Here is a 16578-nt window from a genome sequence, read left to right as displayed (position 1 = left end):
CGTTGACGCGGGCGCGCGCGCCGGGCTCGACCACGCCGAGGACCGGGATGTCCGGATATTCGGCCCGCAGGGCGTCGAGGGCGACGGAACTTGCGGTGTTGCAGGCGATGACGAGGGCTTTGATGCCGCGTTCCACAAGGCGCGCCGAGGCTTGCAGGGCGTATTTGGTGATGGTGTCCGGGCCTTTGGTGCCATAGGGCAGGCGCGCGGTATCGCCGAGATATATGAGGTCTTCGCAGGGCATGCGGTTGCGCATGGCCTTGAGAACGGTCAATCCGCCCACGCCGGAGTCGAAAAGGCCGATGGGGAGTTCGCTACGGTTCATGTTGAGGCTCGTGTTGGAATGTCATGAAGGCCGAGGCCAACCCCCGGCGGTGGTGGCCGATAGTGCTCCGACGCGCGGCGGGAGTCAATGCCCGAGTGCGGCGCGGGGGCGCATGGGCGGGCGCCGGGTTTGATAGCTGAGGGGGATTACCGTATGCAGGGTGAAGACAAGCACGCTGAGTGATTTGAAGGAGTTGGACCAATGCAGACAAACACGCCCCCGCGTGATGAGGAACTCTATGGCCTGTTGGACTTTCTGCGCCGCGCCGAAGCGCTGAAAAGCACGATGCGTACAACGTGGACGCGCACGGGCAGGCAGGAGAGTACGGCGGAACATAGCTGGCGGCTGAGCCTGTTTGCCATGCTCGTAAGCCGCAGATACCCGGAATTGGATGCGAAGCGCTTGTTGGAACTGAGCATCGTGCATGACCTTGGCGAGGCGATCAACGGCGACATTCCCGCGCCGGAACAGTGCGGGGACAAAAGCGATGGCGAGCGCGCGGACTTTGAGGAGCTGATTCGCCCGCTGGATGCTGGAATCCAACGCTGGCTGCTGGAGCTGTGGGAGGACTACGAATACGCCAGAACGGCGGAAGCGCGCCTCATCAAGGCTCTGGATAAGCTGGAAACCGTGCTCCAACAGGCACAGGGAACGAACCCGCAGAGCTTCGACTATGCCTTTAACCTAGGGTATGGGGTCAAGTATACCAATGTGGACGACTTCATCCGCGCGGTGCGCGAGGCGGCGGACGCGGAAACGCAAAACTGCGTCTACGCACGGCAGGCCGCGCGCGGTGAACGCGTGGAGGAGCCGGACAGCTGAGTGTGGCCTGCGCGTAATGGAAAGGGAGTGCGAGGCGGGCGGGCAAATTTGGGTGCAAGCCGCCGGGGCGCGGAAGGGCGGGCTAGAGCTTGTTGACCTTCTTGCCGGAGTACACAAAGCCCTTCTTGACCATCTTGTAAAAACTGCCTTTGTCGTGCCCCACGATTTGCCCGCAGGGGCAGCGGATGCGGTCGCCGTCCACCTCGGCATCCAGCATTTTATCAATGCGGGCTTTGTGGCAGCGCAGCACTTCGCCTTTGCCGAGCTTGTTGTACTTCCAGAGTTTGGTCTTGCAGCGGGAGCAGCGGATAGTGAGCATGACGGGTGCAGGATGCCTCGTGCGTTACGGTTTGGGGAAATTGAGCCGAAGGCGCTGTAATTTTTGACATGGCGCTGTTTCGGGCATAAGCATGTCGGTTCCGATAACTCAACCGTAGAGGATTTGCCAAATGTTTACGCATGCCATTGTCCGCACGCCTTGCGAGGGGTTTGCAGACGGCATCACCACGGCCTGTGAGCTTGGTGTGCCTGATTATTCCCTGATGCTCAAGCAGCATGCGGCATACGTGGACACGCTTCGAGGTCTTGGCCTGACGGTGGACGTTTTGCCCGCCGAGCCGGACTTTCCGGACGCGCACTTTGTGGAGGACGTTGCCGTGGTGACCCCGGAGGTCGCCGTTATTACCAACCCCGGCGCCACTGAACGCAACGGCGAGAAGGAGCGCATCGTCCCCATCCTTGAAGAACGACGACCCGTTGTGCGCATTGAAGCTCCGGGCACCGTTGACGGCGGCGACGTGTTGCAGGTGGAGCGCCAGTTCTTCATTGGCGTCTCTGGCCGCACCAATGAGGCGGGCGCGAAACAGCTTGGTGATATCCTGACGGCTTACGGCTATACCTGCACGTTGGTCCCCGTCCGTGAAGGACTGCACCTGAAGTGCGGCGTGACGTCCCTTGGTGGCAACGACCTGCTGATAACGCAGGAATTTGCCGCGCGTGAGGAGTTCTCCGGTTATACGTTGCATATTGTGGAGCCGCAGGAAGAGTACGCCGCCAATGCACTGTATATCAACGGCACTGTCATTACGCCCGCGGGCTTTCCGTCCACGCGGAAAATACTTGACGGGCTGGGGCGCAATGTAGTCGAACTGGACATGACGGAAACCCGCAAGATGGACGGCGCGCTGACGTGCCTCTCCCTGCGGTTGTCGTGAAGATAGCGCTTACAAATTTGTCAAATAATGATTAGAACTTGTCAAAAGTGCTTTTGACAGTATATTGCCACTATTTGTCACGGAGTATGAGTCATGGATGCCTTTAAGGACAGATACAAGAGAGAGGCCGTCGAGGTCCACTGCCCGACACACAAGATTTCCCAGGTTATCTACCTTCCGGAAGAGGAGATGCCGGCCTGCCCGGTGTGCAAGAAGAAGATGATCATCAAGGAAATCCTGACAGAAGGGAAGTATTGACCTTTTTGTAGACATCCTGCCCTTTCCCCGCCACGGGAATCACTGATCAACATCGCATAGGAGGTCCGCGGATGCATTTTGCCAAAAAACTGCTTCTGGTCGCCGTCTGCATTTTCGCGCTGGCCGGACAGGCTTTCGCCGCCGACATTGAGCTTGCTCAGAAGTCCACCATCGAGTCCATCCTCAAGCGAGGCACCCTGCGTGTCGGGCTGGAGCCCGGCTATGCACCCTTTGAGATGACCGACAAAAAGGGCCGCATCATCGGCTTTGACGTTGACCTCGCCAAGGAACTGGCCAAGGCCATGGGCGTGCGTCTGGAAATCGTCAACACCGACTTTGATGGCATCATTCCCGGCCTCTTGTCCGACAAGTACGACGTCATCATCTCCGGCCTGACGCTGACGCAGGAAAGAAATCTGCAGATTTCCTTCCCCCAGCCGTACCTGACCATCGGTCAGGCCATTCTCATCAACAAGAACCTCAAGGATGAGATCAAGAGCTACCGCGATCTCAACGACGAGAAGTACACCGTGGCCTCCTGCATTGGCACCACGGGGGAGATGGCCGCCAAGCGTATGATGCCCAAGGCGCGCTACAAGTCCTTTGACAAGCAGCCCGACGCCGCCATGGACGTAGCCAACGGCCAGTCCGACGCCTTTGTGTACGACCTGCCCTACTGCGTGGTCTTCATGGCCCAGCAGGGTGGCAAGAACCTTGTGCTGCTGGACAAGCCCTTCACCTACGAGCCTATGGCTATCGGCATCCGCCGTGGCGATCCGGACTTCCTGAACTTCCTGAACAACTTCCAGGATCAGCTGAAGGCCGACGGCCGCTACGACCGCATCTACAAGAAGTGGATCCAGTCGACCTCCTGGTTCAACAAGATCCAGTAGGCCGCAAAAAAAAGCTGACATATCGCCCCGCGTGCTCTTGAAAAGGGCGCGCGGGGCGATTATTGCAGACATCTGCGTTTTGCGCCGGTGTTTTTGCGCATGCCTCCGGAGCTTTCGGGGGCATGCGCAAGCGCGCCGGAAGCGTGCTTGAAGGAAATCTGTGCGCCCCCGATGACGCGGGGCGAAAAGGAGCGTGAAGACAGAATGTCACTCTATCCCGGTTTGGACCGGCCCAGAAGCCCGCACTACAAGCGGTTCTGGACGTCCATGTTTTTTGTTTTGGTAGCATTGACGTGCCTCGGATTGTATGGAGCCACCAAGTATGTCGATTACACGTGGCGATGGTACCGAGTGCCCCAGTACTTCTTCTACCAAGATGAGCAGAACATCCGAACCGAGCTCGATGGCGAAGTGACCGCCGTCGAGCAGTCCAAGAAGGGATACGAGGTTGAGGTCACTGCCATGGATGGCACCGTGGAGGAATACTCCGTCCCCGGTCAGGACATCCGCGTCATGGAGGGAGATTTTGTCTACCCCGGCGACACCCTTGGAGTGCATAAGCACTGGAAGGTTGGGCAGTTCCTCATCGGTCTGTGGATAACACTCAAGGTCAGCCTCATGTCCATTGTGATGGGCCTTGTCTTTGGTATTGCCACAGGCCTGTTCCGCATCTCCGACAATCCGCTGCTCAAATGGACCGCCATAACGTATATTGAGCTGGTGCGTGGCTCGCCGCTGCTTGTGCAGCTGATGATCTGGTATTACGTCATCGGAACGCTGGTGAACCAGATCCTAGGCGCGTGGAGCCTGCCCAGTATTCCCGGTATTTGGTTCGGCGCCGTCGGCCTTGCCGCGTTTACGGGCGCGTACACTGCGGAAATCGTCCGCGCGGGCATCCAGAGTGTGCACCGCGGACAGATGGAGGCGGCCCGTTCCCTTGGCATGAATTACTCTCAGGCCATGCGCCGCGTGGTGATGCCGCAGGCTATCCGCCGCATTTTGCCCGCGCTGGCCGGTCAGTTCATCAGCCTTATCAAGGACTCTTCCCTGCTTGGCGTTATCGCTGTGCGCGAGTTGACCAAAACGACCCGCGAGGTGGTGACAACGTCCTTGCAGACCTACGAGATGTGGTTCGTATGCGCCATCTTGTACCTGCTGATGACCTTCACCCTTTCCGTGATCATCCAGTACATGGAACGCAAGGCGGTTTAGCGATATGATCCGAGTACGCAATGTGAATAAATTCTTCTACGTCCCCGAAAAGATTCAGGCGCTGAGTGACGTCAGTTGCGATGTGGCCGAAGGCGAGGTGGTGGTTGTCATCGGGCCGTCCGGCTCCGGCAAGTCTACCTTCCTGCGTTGCCTGAACCGTTTGGAATTTGCCGACAGCGGCGAAATTGCCATCGACGGTGCGAACGTGCTTGACCCCAAGGTGGACATCAACAAGGTCCGCGCCGAGGCGGGCATGGTGTTCCAGTCCTTTAACCTGTTCCCACACAAGACCGTGCTGGAGAATCTGGTGATGGCTCCTATGACTGTACGCGGCGAAGGCCGCGAGGAGTGCGAGGAGCGTGGGCGCAAGTACCTGAAAAAGGTGGGCATCGAGAGCAAGTGGAACTCTTACCCCGACCAGCTTTCCGGCGGTCAGCAGCAGCGTGTGGCCATCGCCCGCGCCCTGTGCATGCAGCCCAAGGTCATGCTCTTTGACGAGCCGACCTCCGCGCTGGACCCGGAAATGGTCGGCGAAGTGCTGGACGTTATGAAGGACCTTGCCCGGTCCGGCATGACCATGATTTGCGTGACCCACGAAATGGGCTTTGCCCGCGAGGTTGCCGACCGCGTCATCTTCATGGACGCTGGCGCCATCCTTGAGGAGGGCACGCCGGAGCACTTCTTCCAGAATCCGCAGAACGAGCGCGCGCAGACCTTCTTGAAGCAGATTCTGTAGGGCGCACTGCCGCAAGGCATTATAGGCGATATGCGGGGCCGCATTCCTTTTGGGAGTGCGGCCCTTTTTCGTGCGGCGTCACGTCAGGCCGCCTTAGCCTGCCGTCGTGAGGTGGCGCGGCTGGCGCGCGAAGTGGAGCCGTAAAAGGGCGGAGGAAGGGCACGCGCGGGATTGAGATTTTGCTCCACCACAAGGGCAGGGCGAGGGGCAGGTGCCTGACGCTCTGCGGTGGCGCAAGGCACGCATGGGAAGGCGCAGAGGCCGATGCGTTGCGGCGCGGCGCGGCGAAGTCAGGCAGGAGAAGGCGGTGAGCCAGCGATGCCCCGGCGATGGGGCGATGATGCGATGACGCGGGCGCGTTTCCAGACTTGCGGCGGCGTGTGCGTTGGAGTAGCGTTGACTCATGAGTCTCGTCATTAATGACATAGCCCGTGTGCAGCACGATATCGCCTACGGCCTGCTGCGCGACTGGGTGCGCATGAGCAAGGTGTGGAACCGCGAGGACGCCATAGTCAGCGGTGTCGCGCACTTTATCCATGGGCTGGATATGCAGCGCACCATACGTCCGCTCCCTACGCCGGGCGGGTTGCCAACGCCGGATGTTTCCGTGCCCGAGGTTGGGGCCGGGACGGTGTGGACCGGGCGCGTGTAAGCGGCGGCACAAGACAAAACGTATGCGGAGTATCTCTAAGGGATGCTCCGCTTTTTTTGCGCCTTGTGGGTGGGCAGGGAAGGAGAGGCTAGGCTCTGGGATGCTGGATGAGGGGGGCGGCCTTGGCCGGGCCCATCTCCTCAACATAGGGGCGGATACAGTTGCGCCCGGCGGCTTTGGCGGTGTAGAGCGCCTTGTCCGCCCGCGCGAGAAGGTCGGGCAGGGAGTCGTGCACGGACGTGATGGTGGCAACGCCAATGCTGGCGGTGGCCCCCACGCGTTGGCCGTTGTGCGAGACGGAAATGTACTCCAGCGTGGCGCGCAGGCGCTCGGCGGAGTGCAGCGCCATCTCCAAGTCGGCTTCCACAAGAACGGCCGCGAATTCCTCGCCGCCAATGCGTCCGAAGATATCATGCTCACGCATGTTTTCTTCACAGGAGCGGGCAATGGAGCGCAGAATTTCATCGCCTGCAAGGTGCCCGTAGGTGTCGTTGACGCGCTTGAAGTGGTCCACGTCCAACATCAGCACGGCAAGGGGGCGGTGGAAGCGGATGGCGCGGTCCACCTCGGCGGAGGCGCGGGAGAGAAAAAAGCGGCGGTTATGGATGCCGGTGAGGGAATCCGTGTGCGCCATGTGGGAGAGGGATTCCACCTGCTGGCGCTTTTCCGTCACGTCCACCACAGTCATGAGGATATGTTCGTCCGGCAGGGTGTTCAGGCGAAATTCCAGATTCTTCACACTGCCGTCGGCAACCCGGGCGCGCAGTTCGCGTACTGCGTGCCCGGGGGTGGTGATATCGTTGAGCCACTTCTCGTGCAGATTCCGGCGCGAGGCTTGTTCTGGGTAGAGGCGTTTGACGCGTTCGCCAGCGTCGGCGATTTTGGTCCATGCGTAGCCGGTTATCCGCTCGTAGGATGAGTTGGCCCAGAGGATATTGGCCGTCATGTCCATAATGCAGACCCCAAGAGGCAGCTCTTGGAGAAAGCGAAACATGTCGGTTGTAGTAAGGTGCTGAAATCCCTCTGGTATTTCAGTAATGGGCTGGCATGGATGCGTCATGGATGCTCCGGAGAAGGTGTGGCGCGTAACGTGGCTTTAACAAACACAGAATACCATTCTATGCAAGTTTTTCCGGAGTGGCGGGCGCGCGTTGCACCGTGGTGACACTGGCCGCGATGCGGGTCAGGGCGTCCTGTATCATGCTGCGGGGGCTGGCAAGGTTCATCCGTTCAAAGCCGGAACCCTCTTTTCCAAAGATATATCCGTCGTCCAAAAAGACCCGTGCATCCTCAAGCATCAGCCGTTTAAGCGCGAGGTCGTCAAGCCCGAGACTGCGGAAATCCATCCACGCCAGATACGTGGCCTCGGGCAGGCGCATGTGCGCGGCGGGAATATTCTGGACGAGGAAATCACGCACGAAGAGCATGCTTCCTTCAATGTACTCCAGCAACTGGTCCAGCCAGTCTTCGCAGTGGTCGTAGGCCGCCTGACAGGCCACCATGCCAAGGGGGTTGGGGTCGTGCATGCCGTTGGCCGCGAGGGTGGCGCGGAAGGCCTTGCGGCGCCCGGCGTCCGGCACGAAGATGTTGGAGGTTTGCAGGCCTGCAAGATTGAAGGTTTTGCTCGGGGCTGTGCAGATGACCGCGTCGGCCAGCAGGTGCTCGGGCATGGTGGCGTAGGACGTGTGCCGGGTGCCAAACAGCGTCAGGTCGCAGTGGATTTCATCCGAGATGACGGTGACGCCGTTGGCGTGGCAGATTTCGCCAAAGGTGCACAGCTCCTCGGCAGTCCACGCGCGGCCAACGGGGTTGTGCGGGTTGCAGAGGATGGCGCAGGTGACGTCCGGCTGGGCGGCGAGGTGTTTCAGGCCGTCAAAGTCCATGCGGTAGTGGCCGTCCTCTTCGCGCAGCGGATTGCGGACGATGCGCCGTCCTGTAGTCTCTGCGGCGCTAAAGAAAGGATAATAGACCGGCGGCTGGACGATGACGCCCTCGCCGGGGGCGGTGAAGGTTTGAATCAGCCAGTGCAGGGCGGGGACAATGCCGGGTGTGGGGACGATGGTCTCCGGGCGGGCGTCCCAGCCGTGGCGGCGCTGCATCCAGCGGCAGACGCTCTTTAGGTAGTCCTGTGTGGCGAGGGTGTAGCCGAACACGCCGTGGCTGACACGCTGCATCAGGGCATCGGTAATGGCCTGCGGCGCGCGGAAGTCCATATCCGCCACCCACAGGGGCAGAAGGGCGTCGTCTCCGAAGCAGTCGTCGCAAACGCGCATGGTGTCGAGGTTTTCCCCAGAGGGGGCAAGCTGCCATTTGACGGAGCCGGTGCCTTTGCGGTCGATGGGCGTGTCGAAGTCGTAGCGCGTGTTCATTGTGGTGTCTCGTGGCGTGGAGGTGATGCCGCGCAAGCAGGACGTGCGGCGTAACGCCGCGATGATAGACACCTTGCCCACATGGCGCAAGGGTTCAGGCCAGCCGCGCAGTCCAGGCAGCCAGCTCTTCGGCGTCCACGGCGCCGGCAATTCTGCTCAGTTCCCTGCCGCCGCGGAAAAGCACGGTGGTGGGGATGGAGTCGATGCGGTAGTGCGCGGCAAGGCCTTCCTCGGCCTGAGTGTCCACGGAGGCGGTGAGCATGTAGGGCGCAAGCAGCGTCGCCACGCGGTCGAATTCGGGAACCATGCGGCGGCTGTGCGGGCACCATGGCGCGCGGAAGTTGACAAGGACGGGCAGGGAGTTGCGCAGGGCGTAGCGGGGGAAGCTCTCCCAGCGCAGGGCCACGGGACGTGCCGGAATGAGCGGGGCGCCGCACTTGCCGCACACGGGAGCGCGACCAAGGCGCTGAGGGTCCGCATTGTTGCGGGTCATGCAGGCGGGGCATGGTATGGTCACGGTGGCGTTGGTGGTGCTCATGGCATGCACTCCTTTTCTAAGGAGATAGGCATCGGCTGTGCGTCTGGCAAGCGCTTGGCTTGCCGCCAAAAAAACCGAGTGGGCGCTCGGTTTTTAACGTAGTAGAGACATGTTTCGTCTGTAGTAGTCCGACCAAGGCGCTGGGATTACCGTTGTTGCAGGCGCACATTCTTTGTGGGTGGAAAATATGACTGGTGAAAAATTTGGTAAATTCGTTGCCAAGATGTTTTTGCAGTTGTAGTGTTTTTCTGTCGCGTAGAAAGTGCATGTGGATGTTTTTTCACTGCATGTCGCCCCGCCGACGGACGCCACGTCTCCCGGGCGATATATACACGATGAGCATGCGGCAAAAAATGCATGCACAAGAACGTGGCAGGGCGCAGCAATGCGCGCTGTGGCGAGTGGGGGGCCGGCTGAAGCATGTTGTGCAAGGCCGCGCGCCGCAAAGGAACGATAATCCGGCACCATGGTGGTGTCAGTAGCGCTTTGGCGGTGCCGTACCGAGGCGGTCGGTACGGCAATACAAGAGCGGGGTTGCGACATATGTCGCAGCCCCGCTCTTCGTTGTGGCAGATATGGGTGTGGCCGGCATTCCACGGCGCGGTGCGCGCCGCGCTGTGGAGTGCCGGAAAAGGCGTTTAGCTGAGTGTGATGGTCAGCGGTACGGCATGAAGGCCGGGCGAAATCTCGCGGGTGGAGCCGATGGTCCACTCTGCGGCTTCGGGGCTGTGGCCTGCGGCCTCGGCAATGTCCTGTGCCACCTGCGCTGCGTTGATGACGGGGTGGCGGGAGAAAACCTGCGGCAGGCCGTAGGTCAGGTTGCAGGCAAGGCACCGGCCCGGGCGCTGTGCCAGCTGGAATTCAAAGTCAAAGATGCCGTTGTGTTCGCCGCAGAAATGCAGGCGGATGTCGTAAGCGCCTTCACTGCTGTCGCCGAAGAGCGCCTCGAAAAACGCATCGGTCTTTTCGGGCGGGAAGATGGCCCTCAGCCGTTCTTCGTTAAAAACTGTCGTGTATTCGGTCTGCATAGCCTTTGCACCAAAGTGGTTGAACGATACTGGGACTGCCGGAGGCGAGGCGCCGCGCGGCAGACGTGTTGAAAAGCTAGCCCCCGCTACCACGGATGCCGCATGGCGGCAAGTGTGCGGGGGAGGGGCGGGCCTATGGCGCGCGGCGCTGCCGCGGGCGGCGTGGTGGCGCGCTACATCGCGCAGAATGGAGGGCGTGGGCAAAATGCGCCTCCCCACAGGGCCTGCGCCACGGCGCGTTGGGGTCGGTCTGCGCCGGGGGGATGCAAAGTTGGTGCGATGTCTGCCGATTTTCTGGACATATTCCACAAGTTCATGTTTAGTGTTGGTGGGGTGTCATCTCCGTGTAACTCTCATGCTACATGGCTGTAACATGTGACGTTTTTCGGTGGCGGCCTTTGAGTGCGTCTGGGGTGTGGTGTGTGGGGTCTCATATGATGGACAGGGGGCGCGGTGAAGTTGTCCGTATTGCATATGTCTCGTCTTTGCGGTGCTGCTTTTTGTGTGTTTTTGGTGCTTTGTGGATGCCGCCAAGAATTGCCGCAGAGCATACTGCAGAATGGGTCCTTTGAGCAGGGGCTGGAGGGGTGGACCCTTCAGCGTGGGGTGTCGCCAACATTCTCACGGTTCCATCCGGATGATACGGTAGACGTTAATTCCCGGCCAATTACCTTTCGCCTGCGTCCACGCTTCTACGACCGTCCCATCACATTCGGCTACCGTCTTGACCAGATGGACGGGAACCTCGCCAAGCTGACCTGCCGGTTTACAATTCAAACCAAGGACGACCAGAACGTCATTGTCTCGTACGTCCTGTACGGCGCGGGCGACTATTGGGCCAACGAAAATACCTACGCCCACGACCATCTGTTTATAACCCATGTGACGAATGGGACGCTCCATGAAGACCGTGAACTGCGCGTTGAAAGCCTGACGCAGGTGATTGAAACGTTTTTGGAGGAGCATCCGGACATTGATTTCACCTTCACCGGCATCAAGAGCGCCACGTGCAGCATAGAGATTTGGTCCGAACGCGGCGAGGAGCCGCTCCGCGCGGTGCTGACGGGCCTGAAGCGCTATATGGGGCCGGTGTGGCGTGAGGTTGCCAGCAAGGTCATGGATACCAGCGTCATCACCATGGATGCGATGGCCTCTCCGGAGGAGCCGCTCATCAAGCGTTTCATCTACAAACCCTCGGACGGAAAGCGGTGCTACAACGCGCATATTTTGACGGCGCGGTGCTTCCAAAAAGTGCAGACCACCCCGGGGCAGCGGTACCTGTTGGTTTTCGATACCAAGAACCTGCTGGGGACAACCGGGCCGTATGTTGAAGTGCGCGGCGAGGACGAACGCCGCATTGCCCACCGCAAGGTGACCCTCGCCATTGCGCAGAACGACTGGGTGCGGACGGGGCTGGTCTTCACCAGTCCCGGCGGGGCGGTGAGCGTGGGAATGCCCAATACGCGCGCCTTTATGCATCAGTATGTGTACGCCAATTGCTTTGACAATATGGCGCTGTATCCGGTGACAGACGACACGCTTCCTCTACTGCTTGAGCGCGAGGGCCTCCAGATGCAGGAGAGCGGCGTGGTCACGGAGCGTCCTCTGTTGATGGACGAGGTGTACACCGCCGAGGAGGTGCGCGCCATGCAGGAGGAAGCCGCCTCCCTTGGTGTGCCCGTCTACGCCATCACCGTGGACCTGCCAGAGCTGTGGCGGCCCGAAAACATCCTCGAATGGCGTGGTGACGCCGCGTACAAGATGCTCCCCGGCTACCGGAATATGCAGCCTGCAAAGCTGTCCGTTGATGGCTCCGCGCCTGTGGACATCCGCATGAAGACGCGCGGGTTTGGCGTGGGGCACCATTTTGCGCGCACCAAGTCGTGGCGTATCAACTTTGCCAAGCGCCACCGGGTGGACCTTATCCGCCCAGTGTGCCGCTCCTTTATCGGCGAGGCGTGGGCGCAGCGCATTGCCGAGAGCATGGGGCTGACTCCTCTGCAAAATGATTTTGTCTACCTCATCATCAACGGCAGGCCGCAGGGGTTGATGTGGCGCATTGACAGGTCCAGCAAAAGTCTGGAGCTGGCGGGCAAGCCCGATGGCAGCGTTTCGGACCTGACGGCAAGCCTGAGCAAAGACCCGAACGCGGAGCTGACCTACGTGGGCGAGCCGTTTCCGTTGGAAGAGGTTGTGTCCGTGGATATCAAGCCCTCCAAATCCTTCCGCAAGCGCTATCCCACGGAGCATATCGTGGGCGCGTTCAGCCAGATGCTGGAGGCGGATGACTACGGCGCCTTCTCGCAGTATTTCGAGCCGGACAATATCATTGACCTCGACGTCCTCTCCAACATTCTGTCCAGTTGCCATATCGACTGGATGCACAACGACGTCCTGTTCTGGAACACGGCGTGTGGGCGGTTCGAGATGCTGCCCTATGACGTGCGCATCCAGAATATTGCCCATTCCCGCATGTTCATCCGGCACAACCCCTTTATGGATTTTGTGTGCCTGCGGCCTGAAAATTACGCCGTCAAGATGCGCCGGATTTGGAAGCGCGTCTCGTCGGAAGCCTTTGTGCAGCGCTCCCTTGCCACGCTGGATACGCTGTACCAGCAGACGGAACGTGCCCATAAGTCGTCCGTAACGTACGGCTACCATGGACGCATGTTCCAAAAGCAAGGCAAGCTTGCATCGACCTATGCGACCCAGCGGAACCGCTTTGCGGACCGTGTCGAGTGGCTTAGGCGCTTCACCCAGCGCACGGATGCCTACCGGGCTACGTGGCAAAGGCTCTCCGGCGGCCCGCCGTGGCGTTATCTGCTTGTTGTGGAGCCGCGCGGGGCGCTGGAGCTTCCCGAGTTTTCGCGCGTGAACCTGTACTATCAGGATGCGCTGTTGCTGGCCGAGGATGCCGCCATGAGCCCCGCGCGCGTTGAGGAGATTGGCCTTGCCGGGGACGTCCCCTTCACCGTGCGCGACGCGGCGACAGGGGCGGCGGTTACAGGCGGACAAGGGGGCCCTTCGCGTCCTGATACGTTGCTTCTGCCGGATTTCTACAGGCAGTTTGCCAGCGTGGTGATGTGGCGCTTCCAGTACGAGGCGATGATCCGCGCCATCACCGCGCCGCAGGATGCCGACTTTGTGGCCGACTGCTACACGCGGAAGAAATTCCCGTATTATCCGCGTCCGGTGACTTTTCTCTATGTCCTCAAGGATGGCGTGCGGAAGGATGCGAGCCGCTACAGACGCCTAATGCGCGTTTTGGAGCGCTACGGCGTGCTTGCGCCGCGCAGGCGCGCGTTTGTCATTGAGGCGGATGCGCCCGTGCGCCGCGCGGACGTCCGCCTTGCCCTGCGCAATTCCTCCACGGGCGAGGCTATCCCCTGCGCCGTTACTCCCGCCAAGCGGCGTGAACGTGCGCGCGACTTCACTGTAGAGAGTAATGCGCAGGCCGAAGCGCAGCGCATCCAGCGCGCGCGGGAGCGCTACCGCATGCCCTTTGCCCACTATCGGGACATTTTCCGTACGGCGGAATCCTTTGTGGCGCGGCACCCGCAGTTTGTGGCCGGGGCGGATGGTGCTGTGGTGCTCCCCGAAGGCCAGCATACTCTGGAAGGCACCATCGTTGTGCCGCAGGGGGTGACGCTGCGCATTGCCCCCGGCGCAGATGTGCGGATGACGCCCAAGTCGTCCCTTGTGTGTTACGGCCCCGTGCAAGCTCTTGGCACACCGGAAAAGCCCATTGTTGTGGACCGGGCGTTTATGGGGCGGCCGTGGGGATCGTTTGCCGTGTTGCGGACATCCCGCGCGGACTTTGCCCATTGCGTGTTCCGTGGCGGCACCGAGGCGTACGCCAATGGCGCGTACTTTTCAGGCATGGTTGCCGTGCACTACGCGGATGCCAGCTTCCGGCACTGCACCTTTGAAAGCGCCAGCGAGGGGGGCGGCGACGATAGCTTGAACGTGAAGTACGGCCATGCGGTCATTGAGCACTGCACCTTCGCGGAAAACGGCGCGGACGCTGTGGACCTTGACCTTGTCACGCGTGGGTCGCGCGTTGAGGACTGCCGCTTTGTGGCCAATGCCAACGACGGCGTGGATATCTCAGGCTCCCGCGTTGACGTGGCGCGGTGCACCTTTACGGACCATGGCGACAAGAGCGTCAGCGCAGGGGAGCGCTCCACGCTGCGGGTGGTGGACTGCGTGATGCAGCGGAGCGTGCAGGGCATAACGGCCAAGGACCTCAGCCGTGTGCTTGTACGCGGCACCCGCATAGAACAGTGCAAGACCGGTGTCACGGCCTATCAGAAAAAGGCTATCTTCGGCGGCGGAACGGTGGTGCTGAAGCGGTGCGTTCTGTCCGGCAATACCATGGACATAGGCGTGCAGGACTATGAGCAGGACAGAGCGCTTCCGTCCGCCGTCTACGCGGTGGGGACGGACTTTCGCACGCGGGGCAAGAGCATTTCGCAGGTGGTGCGTCTGCCCAAGAAGCAGCTGAGCAAAAAGAAATTCATTCTGGCCCATGCGGAGGGCACCCTTGGGGAGTTTGGCTACCGGTTTGCCACGTTGACGGATGCCAAGAACGTCTTTGTCGCAGACTCGGTTGGCGATGTGCCGCACATTGGAGATTTGACCGTCTCCGCAGCAGGGGAGGGCGCGCCATGATTGAACGCATAGAGTACAAGTATTTCGTGGCGCGTTGGAAGTCTGCGTCTCTGCTGAACGATGTGTTTCCGTGTTGCGTGCCGGACCCGCACGCGGCGGAGGACGACTGCACCTATCATGTGGCGTCCGTCTATTTTGATGACATGGAGATGCGGGCCTACCACCAAAAGCTGAGCGGGCAGACGCGCCGGACCAAGGTGCGGGTGCGCTTTTACCCCCGCTGCGAGAACTCGCCGTACTTTTTGGAGTTTAAGCAAAAGGTGGGGGACAGGGTGTACAAGGACAAAGCCAGTGTTGCCCCGGACATGGTCTTTGCCACCAAAACCTGCGCCATGTCGGGCGAAACCCTCAGTGACAATGTGGCCATCCTTGCCCGGTATTCCGGCCTCAAACCCGTTTTGCGCATTGATTACGAGCGCGTCGCCCTGACCTCGCGCACGGACTCGCGCGTGCGCATTACCTTGGACCGCAACGTGCGCTGCGCGCGTGTCACGGGGGATGAAATGCCGGAGCCCCACCGCCCGGTCCTGCCGGATGACGTGGCGGTTCTTGAAATCAAGGCTCCGTCGTACATGCCGTTTTTCGCCACACGCGTGGTGGAGAAATACCGCCTGCAACGCCGCGCCATCAGCAAGTATGGGAGCGCGGTGCAGAACCTTGCCGTCAACAGTTCCTTTGTCTTTTAAGGAGAGGTTATGTTTGAGCAATTGCAGAATCTTGTGCTTGTGCCCGGTGGTGTGACCCTCAGCCAGATTCTGGTGCGCCTTGCGGTGTCGCTGGTGGTTGGGCTGTGCGTGTGCTTCATCTACCGCTACAACTCGCGCTCCATTAGCGTGGAACATCAGTTTGGCTTTACGCTGGTGTCCGTAACGATGGTGGTGGCAACGGTTATGTCGGTTATCGGCTCCAACATCACGTTGTCCCTTGGCCTTATCGGCGCGCTGTCCATCATTCGCTTCCGCGCGGTCATCAAGAATACGGCGGATATGGCGTATTTGTTTTGGGCCATTGCGGAGGGCCTTGCCGTGGGCGCGGAAAATTTCACCGTGGCTGTGGCCAGCACCATTGTCATCGGTCTGGTGATGACGCTTATGACGCATTTTGGCGCGTTTAGCCTCTCCAACCGCAACTTTATCGTCACCTTCACCACGCCTAAGGACGCTCCCGGGTTCGAGGCTTTGCACAGCCGCCTCAGCCAGTACAAGGACCTGCGCCTTGACCTGAAGTCGTCGCTCAGCAACTGCAGCAATGGCTCCTGCGAATACACCTTCGAGGCCAAAGGCCGCCGTGCGGGGAGTATTCAGGCCATGGTGGCCGATATGGAAAAGGAGCAGGGCATCAAGAGCATCTCCGTGCTCAGTCCGGAAACGAACCTGTACGTGTAGAAGCGGGAGCGCCGCGCCGGGGCGTTTTGCGGCCCGCGTAGGTGGAGTGCGTACAGAAAAGGAACTGTTGGCAGATGGAGCATGTCCGGAACATGTTCGGAACATTTCCGGGGCAAGTTTGGGGCAAGTTCGGGACAAGTCCAGAACATGTTCGGGCCCGCCGCGCTGTGTGCGTGGCGGGCCCGGTTTGCGTTGGGCAGGTGGCGGCGCGGCGCGCTAGGCCGCGTCTTGCTGGCTTTTGAAGCGGTAGAGAAAGTGGAGTTCGCACACATCGTGCCCGGTGCTGCCAAGAGGGCGGGCGAGTTTTTCAAAGCCAAGGGTTTCGTACAGCGCGGTGGCCTCGCCAAGCTGGTGGGTCGTTTCCAGATAGCAGGCATCGTAGCCGTATTCCCGCGCAGAGGACAGGGCCAGCAGGACCATGCGCCGCCCAAGCCCCCGGCCAGGCTGGTCGCCGGACCGTGGTTCACCGCCCTTG

The 16578-nt window shown here is 60.5% G+C and carries 17 protein-coding genes; 10 read left to right on the top strand and 7 right to left on the bottom strand.

All coding sequences use genetic code 11. From position 1 onward, the window contains the following. Positions 1-325: glutamate racemase (locus tag ACY69P_RS05100; RefSeq protein WP_462326766.1), on the bottom strand; the 325-nt coding region annotated here is incomplete at its 3' end. 201 nt (positions 326-526) lie between these two features. Between ACY69P_RS05100 and ACY69P_RS05095 the strand changes: the two genes are divergently transcribed. Further along, positions 527-1147 carry an HD domain-containing protein gene (locus tag ACY69P_RS05095; protein WP_462326765.1) on the top strand — a complete coding sequence of 207 codons (621 nt, stop codon included), beginning with the start codon at positions 527-529 and terminating at the stop codon, positions 1145-1147. A gap of 82 nt (positions 1148-1229) precedes the next feature. Here the strand turns inward: ACY69P_RS05095 and ACY69P_RS05090 are convergent, their stop codons facing one another. Further along, entirely contained in the window at positions 1230-1466 is a 237-nt protein-coding gene (locus ACY69P_RS05090) for a hypothetical protein (RefSeq protein WP_404845550.1), read from the bottom strand. A gap of 130 nt (positions 1467-1596) precedes the next feature. On the opposite strand from ACY69P_RS05090, the gene ACY69P_RS05085 reads away from it, so the two are divergent. From ACY69P_RS05085 to ACY69P_RS05060, 6 genes are all read left to right on the top strand, one after another. Further along, a complete protein-coding gene (locus tag ACY69P_RS05085) occupies positions 1597-2361 on the top strand; it encodes a dimethylarginine dimethylaminohydrolase family protein (protein ID WP_462326764.1) in 765 nt (254 codons plus the stop codon). Positions 2362-2454: 93 nt separating this feature from the next. Then, complete coding sequence (locus ACY69P_RS05080; protein ID WP_404845552.1) at positions 2455-2619, top strand: hypothetical protein; 165 nt, start codon at positions 2455-2457, stop codon at positions 2617-2619. A 71-nt stretch (positions 2620-2690) separates the two neighbouring features. Continuing rightward, a complete protein-coding gene (locus tag ACY69P_RS05075) occupies positions 2691-3512 on the top strand; it encodes a transporter substrate-binding domain-containing protein (protein ID WP_404845553.1) in 822 nt (273 codons plus the stop codon). A gap of 204 nt (positions 3513-3716) precedes the next feature. Further along, positions 3717-4724, top strand: a complete 1008-nt coding sequence (locus ACY69P_RS05070; RefSeq protein WP_462326763.1) for an amino acid ABC transporter permease — start codon at positions 3717-3719, stop codon at positions 4722-4724. Between the two features lie 4 nt (positions 4725-4728). Continuing rightward, positions 4729-5460: an amino acid ABC transporter ATP-binding protein gene (locus tag ACY69P_RS05065; RefSeq protein ID WP_459901834.1), complete on the top strand. Its 732-nt coding sequence runs from the start codon at positions 4729-4731 to the stop codon at positions 5458-5460. 403 nt (positions 5461-5863) lie between these two features. After that, a complete protein-coding gene (locus ACY69P_RS05060; RefSeq protein ID WP_462326762.1) occupies positions 5864-6112 on the top strand; it encodes a hypothetical protein in 249 nt (82 codons plus the stop codon). A gap of 88 nt (positions 6113-6200) precedes the next feature. Here the strand turns inward: ACY69P_RS05060 and ACY69P_RS05055 are convergent, their stop codons facing one another. The 4 genes from ACY69P_RS05055 to ACY69P_RS05040 form a co-directional block, all read right to left on the bottom strand. Next, a complete protein-coding gene (locus ACY69P_RS05055) occupies positions 6201-7106 on the bottom strand; it encodes a GGDEF domain-containing protein (RefSeq protein WP_462326761.1) in 906 nt (301 codons plus the stop codon). A gap of 124 nt (positions 7107-7230) precedes the next feature. Continuing rightward, entirely contained in the window at positions 7231-8481 is a 1251-nt protein-coding gene (locus ACY69P_RS05050) for a MalY/PatB family protein (RefSeq protein WP_462326760.1), read from the bottom strand. A 94-nt stretch (positions 8482-8575) separates the two neighbouring features. Further along, positions 8576-9019 (bottom strand): thioredoxin family protein, encoded by a 444-nt coding sequence (locus ACY69P_RS05045; protein WP_459901830.1) that lies wholly within the window; start codon positions 9017-9019, stop codon positions 8576-8578. A gap of 638 nt (positions 9020-9657) precedes the next feature. Beyond that, positions 9658-10047: a pancreas/duodenum homeobox protein 1 gene (locus ACY69P_RS05040; RefSeq protein ID WP_459901829.1), complete on the bottom strand. Its 390-nt coding sequence runs from the start codon at positions 10045-10047 to the stop codon at positions 9658-9660. 537 nt (positions 10048-10584) lie between these two features. Here ACY69P_RS05040 and ACY69P_RS05035 point away from each other — a divergent pair. From ACY69P_RS05035 to ACY69P_RS05025, 3 genes are read left to right on the top strand one after another with little or no spacing between them, the layout of a single operon-like run. Then, positions 10585-14718, top strand: coding sequence for a right-handed parallel beta-helix repeat-containing protein (locus ACY69P_RS05035; RefSeq protein WP_462326759.1), 4134 nt, complete (start codon positions 10585-10587; stop codon positions 14716-14718). Further along, the gene (locus ACY69P_RS05030) at positions 14715-15404 is read left to right on the top strand and encodes a polyphosphate polymerase domain-containing protein (RefSeq protein WP_462326758.1); all 690 of its coding nucleotides are present in this window, start codon (positions 14715-14717) and stop codon (positions 15402-15404) included. Before ACY69P_RS05035 ends, ACY69P_RS05030 begins: the two co-directional genes overlap by 4 nt. A 9-nt stretch (positions 15405-15413) precedes the next feature. Next, a complete protein-coding gene (locus tag ACY69P_RS05025; RefSeq protein ID WP_462326757.1) occupies positions 15414-16103 on the top strand; it encodes a DUF4956 domain-containing protein in 690 nt (229 codons plus the stop codon). Between the two features lie 216 nt (positions 16104-16319). Here ACY69P_RS05025 and ACY69P_RS05020 read toward each other — a convergent pair. Beyond that, positions 16320-16578 (bottom strand): GNAT family N-acetyltransferase (locus ACY69P_RS05020; RefSeq protein ID WP_462326756.1); only part of this gene is annotated, 259 nt, incomplete at its 5' end.

The sequence above is a fragment of the Desulfobaculum sp. genome (assembly GCF_054921475.1).
Note: the sequence above shows the minus strand (reverse complement) of the source record. Positions and strands in the feature narration are given on the sequence as shown.